This is a genomic window from Amycolatopsis tucumanensis (assembly GCF_021654135.1).
GTDB classification, from domain to species: domain Bacteria; phylum Actinomycetota; class Actinomycetes; order Mycobacteriales; family Pseudonocardiaceae; genus Amycolatopsis_E; species Amycolatopsis_E tucumanensis.
Genome location: NZ_JAKGSD010000097.1, coordinates 1 through 13595, shown reverse-complemented (window position 1 = coordinate 13595; position 13595 = coordinate 1). Strand labels below are relative to the sequence as shown.

General features: G+C 71.4%; 13 protein-coding genes. 3 read left to right on the top strand and 10 right to left on the bottom strand.

The window, feature by feature from the left end:
* Positions 1 to 91: 91 nt before the first annotated feature.
* The 4 genes from L2C96_RS43025 to L2C96_RS43010 form a co-directional block, all read right to left on the bottom strand.
* A complete protein-coding gene (locus L2C96_RS43025) occupies positions 92 to 3109 on the bottom strand; it encodes a helix-turn-helix transcriptional regulator (RefSeq protein WP_237340173.1) in 3018 nt (1005 codons plus the stop codon).
* A gap of 63 nt (positions 3110 to 3172) precedes the next feature.
* On the bottom strand, positions 3173 to 3343 hold the full coding sequence (locus L2C96_RS43020; protein ID WP_020418827.1) for a hypothetical protein: 171 nt from the start codon (positions 3341 to 3343) through the stop codon (positions 3173 to 3175).
* Positions 3344 to 3509: 166 nt separating this feature from the next.
* Positions 3510 to 3710: a DUF397 domain-containing protein gene (locus L2C96_RS43015; protein ID WP_039791576.1), complete on the bottom strand. Its 201-nt coding sequence runs from the start codon at positions 3708 to 3710 to the stop codon at positions 3510 to 3512.
* A gap of 55 nt (positions 3711 to 3765) precedes the next feature.
* Complete coding sequence (locus tag L2C96_RS43010) at positions 3766 to 4617, bottom strand: helix-turn-helix domain-containing protein (protein WP_020418829.1); 852 nt, start codon at positions 4615 to 4617, stop codon at positions 3766 to 3768.
* 194 nt (positions 4618 to 4811) lie between these two features.
* On the opposite strand from L2C96_RS43010, the gene L2C96_RS43005 reads away from it, so the two are divergent.
* Positions 4812 to 5177, top strand: a complete 366-nt coding sequence (locus L2C96_RS43005) for a hypothetical protein (RefSeq protein WP_020418830.1) — start codon at positions 4812 to 4814, stop codon at positions 5175 to 5177.
* Between the two features lie 35 nt (positions 5178 to 5212).
* On the opposite strand, the gene tesB is transcribed toward L2C96_RS43005, so the two are convergent.
* From tesB to L2C96_RS42985, 4 genes are all read right to left on the bottom strand, one after another.
* Complete coding sequence (gene tesB, locus L2C96_RS43000; protein ID WP_020418831.1) at positions 5213 to 6151, bottom strand: acyl-CoA thioesterase II; 939 nt, start codon at positions 6149 to 6151, stop codon at positions 5213 to 5215.
* A gap of 24 nt (positions 6152 to 6175) precedes the next feature.
* Positions 6176 to 7600 (bottom strand): pyruvate kinase, encoded by a 1425-nt coding sequence (gene pyk, locus L2C96_RS42995; RefSeq protein ID WP_027934991.1) that lies wholly within the window; start codon positions 7598 to 7600, stop codon positions 6176 to 6178.
* 56 nt (positions 7601 to 7656) lie between these two features.
* A complete protein-coding gene (locus L2C96_RS42990; protein WP_237340172.1) occupies positions 7657 to 8448 on the bottom strand; it encodes a class I SAM-dependent methyltransferase in 792 nt (263 codons plus the stop codon).
* A gap of 263 nt (positions 8449 to 8711) precedes the next feature.
* Positions 8712 to 9380, bottom strand: a complete 669-nt coding sequence (locus L2C96_RS42985) for a DUF2461 domain-containing protein (RefSeq protein ID WP_237340171.1) — start codon at positions 9378 to 9380, stop codon at positions 8712 to 8714.
* 21 nt (positions 9381 to 9401) lie between these two features.
* Here L2C96_RS42985 and L2C96_RS42980 point away from each other — a divergent pair, with 21 nt between their 5' ends.
* A complete protein-coding gene (locus L2C96_RS42980) occupies positions 9402 to 9818 on the top strand; it encodes a DUF1801 domain-containing protein (protein ID WP_237340170.1) in 417 nt (138 codons plus the stop codon).
* On the opposite strand, the gene L2C96_RS42975 is transcribed toward L2C96_RS42980, so the two are convergent.
* A complete protein-coding gene (locus L2C96_RS42975) occupies positions 9815 to 11008 on the bottom strand; it encodes a glycoside hydrolase family 18 protein (RefSeq protein WP_020418836.1) in 1194 nt (397 codons plus the stop codon). The genes L2C96_RS42980 and L2C96_RS42975 overlap by 4 nt on opposite strands.
* Before the next feature lie 129 nt (positions 11009 to 11137).
* Entirely contained in the window at positions 11138 to 12163 is a 1026-nt protein-coding gene (locus L2C96_RS42970) for a 6-phosphofructokinase (RefSeq protein ID WP_020418837.1), read from the bottom strand.
* Positions 12164 to 12418: 255 nt separating this feature from the next.
* On the opposite strand from L2C96_RS42970, the gene L2C96_RS42965 reads away from it, so the two are divergent.
* Positions 12419 to 13519 (top strand): 3-deoxy-7-phosphoheptulonate synthase, encoded by a 1101-nt coding sequence (locus L2C96_RS42965; RefSeq protein WP_237340169.1) that lies wholly within the window; start codon positions 12419 to 12421, stop codon positions 13517 to 13519.
* The last annotated feature ends 76 nt before the right edge of the window (positions 13520 to 13595 follow it).

The following is a 13595-nucleotide window of genomic DNA, read 5'->3' as shown; positions in this document are numbered from 1 at the left end:
TGGCTCAAGGTGATCGTTGCGTGTCAGGCGACGGGATGACCACCCAGCTCGGGGTTTGTTCAAAGATCAAGGGCACGGCGCTTTTGCGCCGTCAGGTTAGTAGGCCCTTGTCGTAGGCGATGGCTACTGCTTCGGCTCTTCGGTTGGCGCCTAGTTTCGCCATCACTCGTGACAGGTGGACGCTCACCGTTTTCTCGCTGATGAAAAGCTCTTCGCCGACCTGTTTGTTCGTCCGGCCCAGCGCCACTCGTTCCAGCACGGCACGTTCGCGGTCCGTCAGGGGGTCGACGGTGGGGCGCGGGGCTGGTTGTGGCTCCACGCCCGGGATTTCGATGCGGGCGCGCCGGGCGACCTCGCGGACCGCGTCGCGTAGGGGTACTGCCCTCAGGGTGTCGGCGACGTCGTGCGCGGCCAGCAACTCCTTCGCGGCCAGACCCGCGTCGCCCTGGGTGGACAACAGCGCTTCGGCGTGGTGCCACCGGCAGATCGCCTGCTCGTAAACCGCGCCGTAGTCGAATGCGGCGACGGCCGCCGCCCACAGTGCGGGGTCCGCTGGGCCTTCCAGGCCGCTCGCGGAGGCTTCGGCCCGTGCCAGCCACGCCCGCCCCTCCGGGCCGAGCGTCTGCGCCCGCGGCTTGCCGTTCGCGCCCGCGTACCGGACGTGCTCGATCAGCTTCCGGCCCGCCGCTACCGCCTGCTCGGCCACGCCGTGGTCACCGCGCTTCCGCGCGCTCGCCGACCACGCGGCGGCCGCCTCGACCCCCAGTGCGCCGAGGCGGACGGTGGCGAGCAGGTACCCCTCGTCGAACGACAACAGGAACTCGATGACCTTCCGCACCCACGCGATCGCCTGCTCGTACTCGCCCTGCCACATCGACAGTTCGGCGCCCGTCGCGCCGCTCACGATCGCCGTCAACGGCTCCGCCCGCCAGTGCGGCCGCAACTCCCCCAGGTACTTCTGCGCCGTGTCCACCCGGCCCCGCGCGACCGCGAACGGCAGCCACGACGACGTCATCCGCGCCGCCAGCACACTCGACACGCCCCGCGCCGGCGCGTTCGTGCTCGCCATCGCCGGCCAGTCGCCGCTGAGGTACCGCAACGTCAGGTGCCGCGCACGCATCTCCAAGCCGTAGATGCTCCACGTCAGCCCGGTCTGCTCCGCCCGCTCGATGCCGCGCCGGTAGATGTCCATAGCCGGGCCGTACTCGCCCAGGTCCTCGTAGCTGAACGCCAGGAAGCAGACCGCCCGCAACGCGACGTTCAGCGACCCCGAGTCCAGCGCCTTGCGCTCCGCCTCCTCCAGACGGGCCCTGGCCTCCTCCGGCTCGCCCGCGGCGTCGTCCAGCGCGCCCAGCGTCACGAGCGCGGCGGCCTCCGCGCCGGTGTTGCCGACGGCCCGCGCGTCCGCGACCGCCGTGTGCGCGTTCCAGCGCGAGTCCTCGTACTGCCCCGCGTTGCGCAGGATCGCGGCGCGCGTGGCCAGCACCCACGCCCGCGTCTTGCTCGGCTCGCCGTCGGAGACCAGGTCCCACGCCTTGTTGATCGCGTCGAGGGCCTCGTGCAGCGTGCCTTCGGCGTTGAGCAGCACCTCGGCCAGCCGCCGCCACACCTTCGCCGCCTTCTCGGGGGGCACACCGGGCCGCAGGTTGTGCACCGACGACCGGCCGTAGGCGATCGCCCGCTCCGGCTCACCCGAGGTGGCCGCGAAGTAGGACGCCTCCTGCAACAGCTTCAGCTCGTCGACACCCTCGGGGCGGTCGGCCTCCGGCACCGCGTCCCAGATCTCCAGCGCCTGCTCGATGTGCCGCAACGCCGCGCCCGGCGCCCCCAGCCGCTCGGCCTCCTCGGCGGCGCGCAGCAACGCGGGCAGCGCCGCCTTCAGGTCCCGGCTGCGCAGGCTGTGGTAGGCCAGCTTCGCGTCGTGGCCGCGGCCCTGCGGCGTGCGGCGGATCCGCTCGGCGTAGGCGGCGTGCATGCGGACCCGCTCCCCCGGCAGGAGGTCCGCGTACACCGCTTCCTGCAGCAGCGCGTGCCGGAACGTGTAGGCGCCCCGCTCGATGACCAGCACGTGGTGGTGCACCGCCTCGCGCAGCGCCTCGTCCAGCTCCAGCTCGTCCAGCCCGGTGACCTCGGCCAGCGCCGTGTGCGCCACCGAATCGCCCGCCGCCGAGATCGTCCGGACCACCCGCCGCGCCTCCGGCGACAGCCGTTCCAGCCGGGACAGCAGCACCTCGGCCAGCCCCGCGGGCAGGTCCTCGCACTCGACGCCGGCGGCCATCAGCTCCTCGGCGAAGAACGGGTTGCCCTCCGACCGCTCGGCGACCCAGGCGACGATCTCCGGCGTCACCGGCCCGTCGGCAAGCGCCTCGACGAACGCCCGCGCCTCCGCCGTGCCGAACGGCCGCAGCTCGACGTGCGTGACCACCGGCAGGCGGACCAGCTCCACCAGCATCGCGCGGAGCGGGTGCCGCCGGTGCACGTCCTCCTCCCGGTAGCTGCCGACCACCAGCAACCGCTGCCCCCGCAGGCGGTTGAGCAGGAACGACAGCAGGTTCCGGCTGGACGAGTCGGCCCAGTGCAGGTCCTCCAGCACCAGCACCACCGGCCGGTGCGCGGCGACCTGCGTCAGGACGCCCAGCACCGCGTCGAACAGCTGCAGCTGCCCGAGGTCCTGCTCCGGGCGGACCCGGTACGGCACGTCCCGCTCGCCGGACGTGTCCGGCACCAGGTGCTCGCCCGCCGGGGACGGCGGCATCGCGCCGCCCTGCGGCAGCAACCGCGCGAGCGCAGGCCGGACCCGGACCGCCTCGGCGACCACGGGATCGTCGTCCAGGCTCAGCGGCGCCAGCGCCTCCGCGAACGGCAGGTAGGGCAGACCGCCCTCTCGGACGTCCAGGCACCGCCCTGACAGCACGAGCGCGCCGCGGGAGGAGGCATGCTCGGACAGCTCGGTCAGCAACCGGGTCTTGCCCACCCCGGCGTCGCCGGACACGAGGACCGCGCCCGCCTCACCCCGCTCGGCAGCGGTGAAGGCAGCACGCAGCCGTCGCATCTCGTCGGCGCGGGCGACCAGTGGGATTCCGGAACCTAGGCGGGGCACGAGCACCATTCTGTCGCACCCCACCGACAATCCCGGCACCCTTTTCGTCGTGGGCGAAACCACGCCCGGCCCTTACCGGGCGCGGGCCAGCTCGACGGTGCTCGGACGGCGCTGCTCCGGCACCCGGACCTCGGTCTTGGCGCGCCCGAACCAGCGGCGGCCGGGACGGCTCGCCTTCTCCAGCTGCTCGCGCCGGTAGGCCACCTCGGCCATGACCGCGTCGTACATGATCTCGTTTCGCATCGGGAGTCCCTCTTCCGGCTCTTCCAGTTCCCCTTGTGAACCTCAGAGTCGTCCTGAGGGCAGGCCCCCGGCATCGGACGATCACCCCGACCCGGACGCGAAACGACCCCTTACCCCGCCTCAGTCCCCTGCCCGGCGGTGTAAGGGGTCGTCCGTTCGGCTTACCTCAGGCGCGGTCGAGCGCACCCACGGCGCGGAGCAGCCCGCGCCAGCTCTCGGCGGACACATGCAGCTCACCCGCGGCCGGGTTCTTGGAATCACGCACGCCGACTCCCCCGGCGATCATCGCGACCTCGACGCAGTCGTTCCCGCCGCCGCTGTGGCTGCTCTTGCGCCACACCGGGGCAAACGGCTCCACATGGGACATTTCTCCCCGCTCCTCACTTCCCAGGCACACGTTGGTACGGCTCACCCGGCAACCGTTATCCGGAAAAACGTTCGGCGGCCGCGGCGATCACCTCGACCGAGTCGTCCGGTTTCAGAGCCGTCGCACGCAGATGATCGAACATGAGGATATAGCGGCGCACATCGGGGGGCAGCTCGAGGAAAAAACCACCCGAAGTGCTGTCCACGTACACCACATCGGGGTCGGCCTGCTCCGGGAATCCGAGGATCAGGAACGGGCCTTCCATGCCCGGGTGGGCGCCCGCGCCGAAGGGAACGACCTGGATGGTGACGTGCGGCAGCTGCGCGACGGTCAGCAGCCGTTCGGCCTGGTGCGCCATCACCTCCGGCCCGCCGACCACGCGGTGCAGGACCGCCTCGTCGATGACGGCCCAGTACTCCGGCGGGTTCGGGTCGGTCAGCAGCTGCTGGCGGGCCGTGCGCGCGGCGACGCGACGCTGGATGTCGGATTCGTCGGCGTCCGGGCGCATCGCGCGGATGACGGCCCGCGCGTACGGCTCGGTCTGCAGCAGGCCGGGCACGAGCAGCGCCTGGAACGCCCGCAGCGAGCTGGCGTCGGCCTCCAGCCCGACGAAGGTGCCGGTGAAGACCTCCTTGTAGGCCTGCCACCAGCCCGGTTTGCGGGCCTCGCGTGCGAGCTGGACGAGCGCTTCCCGCTCGTCGCCGGTCATGCCGTACAGCTCCAGCATGTCGCGGGCGTCGCGCGGGGTGACACCGACGTGGCCGGTCTCGATGCGGCTGATCTTCGACGCGGAGCACTCCAGCTTCTCGGCGACCTCGTCGATCGTGAGGTCGGCGGCCTCGCGCAGCCTGCGCAGCTCGCTCGCCAGCCTGCGACGGCGAATCGTAGGACCCTGACCGCGACTCATGTCCGCTCCTCCACTCCGGCCCGCGCATTCCCCCCGGCGGCTCGTGGACAACCCGCTCCATCTAACCAGCAGAATCCGAAAACCCGGCCCCTCCGGCTCACCCCGTTGAGGTATCTTCCGCGATTAGCGGTCTGCAAATTGCATAATGCCGGGGTAATCTCGCTCGCGCGAACTGAACTTCCCCAGGAGGCGGCGTGCTCGACCGCGACACCATCGTCGGTCCACTGCAGACGTCCGTGCAGCGCCGGCTGGACGATCTCGCCCGATCGGTCGACCTCGCCGACCGCGAGCAGGCCGCCGACCTCGCCGCCAGAGAGATCCCGCTGCTGGTGGAAGCCCTGCGCGCCACGCTCGCCACGCACGCGCCGGACGCGCGCGGGCACTGCCCGGTCTGCCGCAGCCGCATGTCCCGGCTGTTGTTCCGGCGCCGCGGCCGGACGCCGTGCCGCGCCTACCTGGCCGCGCAGCTCAGCCTCGGCCCGGGGATCGAGGACGTGGTGCGGCCGCGGACCAAGCACCTGCGGCGCAGGCGGACGGCTTCCCTCAGCCCGCTCGGCTGAGGGCCCGCCACACCCCCGCGGCCGGACGCGGAACCTCAGTCCTGCCGCGCGTTCTGCCCGTCCGGAGGCAGCACCCTCAGCAGCCCCTCCTGCACCACCGTCGCCAGCAGTTTCCCGTCCCTGCTGAAGAAGCGGCCGGTGGCGAGCCCGCGCCCGCCGGACGCCGACGGCGACTCCGTGTCGTACAGGAACCACTCGTCGGCGCGGAAGGGCCGGTGGAACCACAGCGCGTGGTCCAGGCTGGCGCCGAGCACGCGGTCCAGGTCCCAGTACACGCCGTGCCGGGCCAGCGGAGAGTCGAGCAGCGTCATGTCCGAGGCGTAGGTCAGGACGCACACGTGCAGCAGCTGGTCGTCCGGCAGCACGCCGTCCGCGCGCATCCACACCTGGTTGCGGCCAGGGCGTTCGCCGGTCTGCCGGGTCACCCACGGCGGGTCGTTGACGTACCGGATGTCGATCGGGCGCGGGCGTTTGCGCACGTCCGGCAGCGCCTGCGGGAACTCGGCCAGCCGCTCGGCGTACGTCGGCAGCGTCTCCGGGTCCGGCACCTCCGGCATCGCGTCCGCGTGCTCCAGCCCCGGCTCCGACTTCTGGAACGACGCGGACAACGCGAAGATCGCCTTGCCGTGCTGGACCGCCACCACGCGGCGGGTGGTGAACGACCGGCCGTCGCGGATGCGGTCGACCTCGTACACGATCGGCACCCGCGGGTCGCCGCCGCGGATGAAGTACGCGTGCAGCGAGTGCACCCGCCGCTCCGGCGGCACGGTGCGCCCGGCGGCGACCAGCGCCTGCCCGGCGACCTGCCCGCCGAACACCCGCACCGGCGAGTGCGGCGGGCTGACCCCGCGGAAGATGTCCTCCTCGATGCGCTCCAGGTCGAGCAGCGCGACGAGGTTGTCGAGAACGGCCTGCCCGCCGGCGCCTTCCTGGACGTCCAGTCCCGCCGCGGCGTCCCGAGCCAGCTCAGTCATGCGGAGAAGCCTACGGTGCGCACCTCAGGCGTGGTCGTCCTCACCGAGCTTGTGCACGCGGATCAGGTTGGTCGAACCGACGGTGCCCGGCGGGGAGCCGGCCACGATGACGACCAGGTCGCCGGCCTGGTAGCGGCCCGTCTCCAGCATCGCGCGGTCGACCTGCTTGATCATGCGGTCGGTCGAGTCCACCGACGGCACCAGCTCGGTGTGGGTGCCCCAGGTCAGCGCCAGCTGGCTGCGCACGCTCTCCTCCGGCGTGAACGCCAGCAGCGGCAGCCGCGTGTGCAGCCGGGCGAGGCGGCGGACCGTGTCGCCGGACTGCGTGAACGCGACCAGCGCCTTGGCGTTGAGCCGCTCGCCGATGTCCTTCGCCGCGTAGGAGATGACGCCCCGCTTGGTGCGCGGCACGTGCGACAGCGGCGGCACGGCCGGGGTGTCGGCCTCGACGGCCTCCACGATCCGCGACATCGTCTGCACGGTCTCGATCGGGTAGCGGCCCACGCTGGTCTCGCCGGAGAGCATGACCGCGTCCGCGCCGTCGAGCACCGCGTTGGCCACGTCGGAGGCCTCGGCGCGGGTGGGGCGCGAGTTGTTGATCATCGAGTCGAGCATCTGGGTCGCGACGATGACCGGCTTGGCGTTCTCGCGGGCGATCTGGATGGCGCGCTTCTGGACCAGCGGCACCTGCTCCAGCGGCAGCTCGACGCCCAGGTCGCCGCGGGCGACCATGACACCGTCGAAGGCCAGCACGATGGCTTCGAGGTTGTAGACCGCCTCGGGCTTCTCCAGCTTGGCGATGACCGGGCGGCGGCCCTTGCCGACGCGGTCCATCACCTGGTGGACCAGGTCGATGTCGGCCGGGGAGCGGACGAAGGACAGCGCGATGAAGTCGGCACCCAGTTCGAGCGCGAACTCCAGGTCCTCGACGTCCTTGTCGGACAGGGCGGGCACGGAGACGTCCATGCCGGGCAGCGAGACGCCCTTGTTGTTGCTGACCGGGCCGCCCTCGGTGACCTCGCACACCACGTCCGGGCCCTCGACGCCCTTGACGACCAGACCCACCTTGCCGTCGTCGACGAGCAGGCGGTCGCCCGGCTTGGCGTCCTTGGCCAGGCCCTTGTAGGTGGTCGAGACCCGGTCGTGGGTGCCGGCGACGTCCTCCACGGTGATGCGCACGACATCACCGGTGCGCCATTCGACCGGGCCGCCCGCGAAGGTGCCGAGCCGGATCTTCGGGCCCTGCAGGTCGGCGAGGATGCCGACCGCGCGCCCGGTTTCGGCCGCGGCCTCCCGGATCAGGTCGTACACCTGCTTGTGGTCGCCGTGGCTGCCGTGGCTGAAGTTCAGCCGCGCCACGTCCATCCCGGCGTCGACAAGGGCTCGCACCTTGTCCGCGGTGGCGGTCGCGGGGCCCATAGTACAAACGATCTTCGCGCGTCGGCTCACGTCCCAATAGCGTAGTCGCTTGTGCCGCGCACGTCTGTACCGATCTCTCGAACGGTTCAGGAAACGTTCACCAGCCAGGTCACCAACGGAAAGGTCAGACCGTCGTCGTCCACCCAATCGGTGAGTTCAGCGGCTAGTTCACCCACCATGGTGATACGGGTCTCCTCGGCCGCGGCGGCGAAGGCCGGGGCGGCGGGTGTGGCGCTCGCCTCGTGCTCGACCATCTCGGCGACCGAGCCGAAGCGGACCGGCACGAGACCGATGCGCAGGCGGACGGAGGTGAAGCCGGCGTCGGTGAACAGCGCGCGCAGCTCCCTGGGCTGGGGACCCGCGAAGGGCGCGCGCAGGGCGGCGCCGGCTTCGGGGCCGAGGTGGTCCTCGAACGCGCGGGACAGGGCGGCGAACTGGGGGTGGAAGCGGGCGTCGCGCCACATCGCGACGGCGATCCGGCCGCCCGGCTTGAGGACCCGCCGCCACTCGCGCACGGCGGCGGCGCGGTCGGGCAGGAACTGCAGGCCCTGCTGGCAGGTGACCAGGTCGAAGCTGTGGTCCGGGAGGTCGAGCCGGGTGGCGTCACCGTGCAGCCAGCGAACGCCGGAGGGCTTGGACCGGGCGACGGCGAGCATGCCCTCGTTGAGGTCGACACCGGTCACCGCGGCGGCGAGCGGCTCGGCAGCGCGGGCGACGACGCCGGTGCCGCAGGCGACGTCGAGAACCTGGTCATTCGGCTGCGGCGCGGCGAGGTCGAGGAGCTGCCGGGCGCACTCGGCGAAGAACGCGGGGACCAGGTAGCGCTCGTAGGCGGCCGGGCCTTCGGCGGCCAGCTGGAAGGTGGCGGCGTTGCTCATCCGGTCAGGATGCGCGCGGCGCCGGCGCCGGTGAAGGGGCTTTGGTCAGCGGCGCCCGGGTCTGGCGAAGGGAGCCTGGACGGGGCGGCGGTGCCCCGCCGAGGGAAGCTTCACCGGCGCCCTGCCCCGGCGCCGGTGCAGGGGCTTTCGTCAGCAGCGCGGCACAGCGCACGGGCGACGGGGCCCGGCCGGTGAAGCGCCCTCCGGTCAGCGGCGCGGCACAGCGGACGCGCGAGAGAGCCCAGCCGGTGAAGCGCCCTCAATCAGCGGCGCGGCTTCTCGCTGATGCCGACGTGGTCGCGGGCCCACTCGTTGAAGGCCCGGACCTGCCGCCAGGCCTTGCGGACCCGGTCCAGGCACGCGCGTTCGTGCAGGGTGTCGTCCGGGTCCCAGGACTTCACGGCGTACAGCGAGCGGTGTTTGAGCAGCTCCAGGCGCGGGTGGTCGTCCGGGTAGCCGCGGGGCTTCGTCTTCATCACGTCACCGGCGATGGTCCACCCGGCGCGGCGCAGTTTGGCCAGGATGTCGGCCAGCGCCTTGCCGTGGATTTCGGTGTCGACCGCCTGCCGGTAGCGCGCCAGCTGGTCGGACTGCAGGTGGAAGCAGCCGCCGCCGACGCGCAGCCCCGCCGACGACACCTCCACGTAGTAGGCGCCGCCGCCGCGGCCCTGCTCGACGACCCCGCCGCAGTGGGTCTTGTACGGGGTCTTGTCATGCGAGAACCGCACGTCGCGGTAGGGGCGGAACACCTTGCCCTCGCCGAAGCCCGGCCCGAACTCCGGCGTCAGCTCGGCGAGCAGCGCCTCCATCGGGCCACGCACGTCGGACCGGTAGACCTCGACGTGGTCCTCCCAGTACGGCTTCGAGTTGTCGGCCTCCAGACCGTCGTAGAACTCGACGGCGTGCTCTCCGAATCCGGCGAACTTCGTCACCGCGCCACGATAATCCTCAGGATGGACACGCCTGACAGCTACATCGACGCGCTCGACGAGCCGCGCCGCAGCGACATCCGGGCGCTGCACGAGCTGATCCGGGACACGGCGCCCGAGCTGGCGCCGACGACGGCCTTCGGGATGCTCGGCTACGGCCCCTACCACTACCGCTACGCCAGCGGCCGCGAAGGCGATTCCACGGTGATCGCCCTGAAGAGCAACAAGAACTACATCTCGCTGTACGTCAGCGCGGTGGTCGGCGGCCGCTACCTCGCCGAGAGCTACGCCGACTCGCTGCCGAAGGCCTCGATCGGCAAGAGCTGCATCCGCTTCAAGCGGCTGGCCGACCTCGACACCGGCGTGCTGGCCGAGATCTTCCGCCTGGCACGGGAAAACCCGCCCGGCGAGCTGCACCGGGCGGGCTCCCCGCCGGACTAGGAGTTCATCGCGGTGATCAGTTCCCCGTTGGCCGTGTCGCCGGACAGTTCCCAGAAGAACGCGCCGCCGAGGCCCTGGCTCTTGGCGTAGCTCATCTTCCCGGTGATGGTCGCCGGGGTGTCGTAGCTCCACCACTCCGAGCCGCACTTGGCGTACGCGGTGCCCGCGATCGTGCCGGTCGACGGGCAGCGCGTCTTGAGGATCTTGTAGTCCTCGATGCCCTGCTCGTACTTGCCCGGCGCGGGTCCGGTCGCGGTGCCGCCCGGGGTGGCCTGCGTGACGCCGGTCCAGCCGCGGCCGTAGAACCCGATCCCCAGCAGCAGCTTGCTCGCCGGCACGCCCTTCGACTTGAGCTTCTGGATCGCCGCGTCGGAGTAGAAGCCCGCGGCCGGGATGCCGTCGTAGGAGGTCAGCGGCGAGTGCGGCGCGGTCGGTCCGGTCGGGCTGAAGCCGCCGAAGTAGTCGTAGGTCATCACGTTGTACCAGTCGACGTAGCGCGCCGCGCCGCCGTAGTCCGCCGCGTCGATCTTGCCGCCGGACGAGCCGTCCGCGGTGATCGCGGCGGTCACCAGCTTGCCGCCGAACTTCGACCGCAGCGCCGACATCAGGTTCGTGAAGGCGCCCGCGCCGCTGGTGTCACAGGTGGCGCCGCAGGCGTTCGGGTACTCCCAGTCGATGTCGATGCCGTCGAACACGCCGGCCCAGCGTGGGTCGTTGACCAGGTTGTAGCAGGACTCGGCGAACGCGGCCGGGTTCTGCGCGGCCTGGCCGAACCCGCCGGACCAGTTCCAGCCGCCGAAGGACCACAGCACCTTCAGGTTCGGGTACATCTGCTTGAGCTTGCGCAGCTGCCCGAAGTTGCCGCGCAGCGCGCCGGCGTCCCACGTGTCGGCGACGCCGTCCACGCTGTTCGCGGCGGTGTAGGCCATGTCGTAGGCGGCGTAGCTGTCGCCGACGGTGCACTGCCCGTTGGTCACGTTGCCGAACGAGTAGTTGATGTGGGTCAGCTTGGCCGCCGACCCGCTGGTGTGGATGTTCTTGACGTAGTACGCCCGGTCGTAGACGCCCCACTCGGCGAAGTAGCCGAGCAGTTTGCCGACGGGCGCCGCGGTCGCCGCGGGCGGCGCGGCGGTGACCGTCATGAGGAGCGCGGCGAACAACCCGCCGAACGCGAGAGCGAGTCTGCGCATGATGCCTCCCTGGGAGCCGAAGGGGACATCCGCACGGTAAGAGGACTGGACCACTCGAACAATGGTTCAGACCAATCTGTACGACGAAAGTAGGGGCGCAACGGCGATTCCGTTGCGCCCCTCGCAATCTCAGCCGAAGAAGACCTCGGCCTCCTCGTAGCGCTCCGGCGGCACGGTCTTCAGCTCCGCCGTCGCCTCGGCGAGCTTGACCCGGACGATGTCGGTGCCGCGCAGCGCGACCATCGTGCCGAAGTCGCCGTCCGCGACCGCGTCCACAGCGTGCAGGCCGAAGCGGGTCGCGAGGACGCGGTCGTAGGCCGTCGGCGTGCCGCCGCGCTGGGTGTGCCCGAGCACGACCGCGCGCGACTCCTTGCCGGTGCGCTTCGCGATCTCGTCGGCCAGCCAGGTGCCGACGCCACCGAGCTGGACGTGACCGAACGCGTCCTTCTCCCCGGTCCGGAGCACCTCGGCGCCGCCCTCCGGCACCGCGCCCTCGGCGACGACGATGATCGGCGCATACATCTTCTCGAAGCGGCGCTCGACCCACTCGACGACCTGCTCGACGGAGAACGGCCGCTCCGGGACCAGGATGACGTTGGCGCCGCCGGCCAGGCCGGCGTGCAGCGCGATCCAGCCCGCGTGGCGGCCCATGACCTCGACGACCATCGCGCGGTAGTGCGACTCGGCGGTGGTGCGCAGCCGGTCGATCGCCTCGGTGGCGATGTGCACCGCGGTGTCGAAGCCGAAGGTGTAGTCGGTGGCCGCGAGGTCGTTGTCGATCGTCTTGGGCACGCCGACCACGCCGATGCCGTCGTCGGTGAGCTTCTTCGCGACGCCGAGGGTGTCCTCGCCGCCGATCGCGATGAGCGCGTCGACGCCCTGCTCGGCGAGCACGGCGCGGATCTTCTCGACGCCGCCCTCCTCCTTGTACGGGTTGGTCCGCGAGGAGCCGAGGATGGTGCCGCCGCGGATCAGGATCTCCTCGACGTCGTCGAGACCGAGCGGACGGCTGTCCCCGGTCAGCGGGCCGCGCCAGCCGGAGCGGAAGCCGACGATCTCCCACCCGTGCGCCTCGATGCCCTTGCGGACCACCGCGCGGATGACCGCGTTGAGCCCGGGGCAGTCGCCGCCACCGGTCAGCACGCCGACACGCATCTGATCAGACCTCCGAAAAGTTGTGCTGGTCACACCTGGCGACCGCCAGAGTAGCGGTAGTCACCCTTGATCGGTAAAGCGGCGGGCGGGGCTGCTAGGGTGTCGGACGTGCAGCGCTATTTCTGGTTTAGCGGGCCGGCCCTGGGTGGGCCAGCCGGCGGCCTCGCTGCGCGCTGACCTTCCACCCTGGAGCCGGATGATCGACCGGCTCGTCAGGGACTCGCGCGGGCCGGTCACCGAAAGGAACCCCCGCACATGTCTCCCAGCGCCTCGACACTCAGCGCAGGCCCCGCGGACGTCACCGAAGGCCTCGACAACCAGCGCACGCTCGGCGTCAGCCCGCTGATCTCCCCCGCCCTGCTGCGGCAGGAGCTGCCGGTGGACGCGGCGATCGCCAAGACCGTCGCGCAGGGCCGGTCGTCGGCCGTCGACATCCTGGGCGGCGACGACGACCGCCTCATCGTGGTCGTCGGTCCGTGCTCGGTGCACGACCCCGCGGCCGCCCTCGACTACGCCCACCGGCTGGCCGAGCACGCCGCCGGTCTGCGCGACGAGCTGCACGTGATCATGCGGGTGTACTTCGAAAAGCCGCGCACCACGCTGGGCTGGAAGGGCCTCATCAACGACCCGGACCTGGACGGCAGCTACGCCGTCAACAAGGGCCTGCGGCTGGCGCGCAAGCTGCTGCTGGACATCTCCGCGCTGGGGCTGCCGGTCGGGTGCGAGTTCCTGGACCCGATCACGCCGCAGTTCATCGCCGACACCGTGAGCTGGGGATCGATCGGCGCGCGGACCGCGGCCAGCCAGGTGCACCGCCAGCTGTGCAGCGCGCTGTCCATGCCGGTGGGGATCAAGAACTCCACCGAGGGCGACGTGCAGGTGGCGGTGGACGCGACCCGCGCCGCGGCGGCGAGCCACGTGTTCGCGGGCATCAACAACGACGGCCTGGCCGCGCTGTTCACCACCGCGGGCAACCCCGACTGCCACGTCATCCTGCGCGGCGGTTCCGCGGGCCCGAACTACGACGCGGCGACGGTGGCCGACACGCTCGCGCGGCAGGCGAAGGCCGGGCTGCCGGAGCGGGTGATCATCGACGCGAGCCACGGCAACAGCGGCAAGGACCACGTCCGCCAGGGCGTGGTGGCCGGGGAGATCGCGGACCGGATCGCCGCCGGCGAGCGCGGGATCGCCGGGATCATGCTGGAGAGCTTCCTCGAGGCCGGGCGGCAGGATCTCGTGCTGGGGCGCGCTGACGAGCTGACGTACGGGCAGTCGATCACCGATGCGTGCCTGGACTGGCGCAGCACGGGGGAGCTGTTGGATCGGTTGGCTTCGGCTGTGGCTGCTCGGCGGTAGGCGCTACGCGGGTTTCTCAATCGCCGGCTTCGCTTCGCTACGCCCCGATTGAGCCCTCCCGAACCCGATCTTTCAG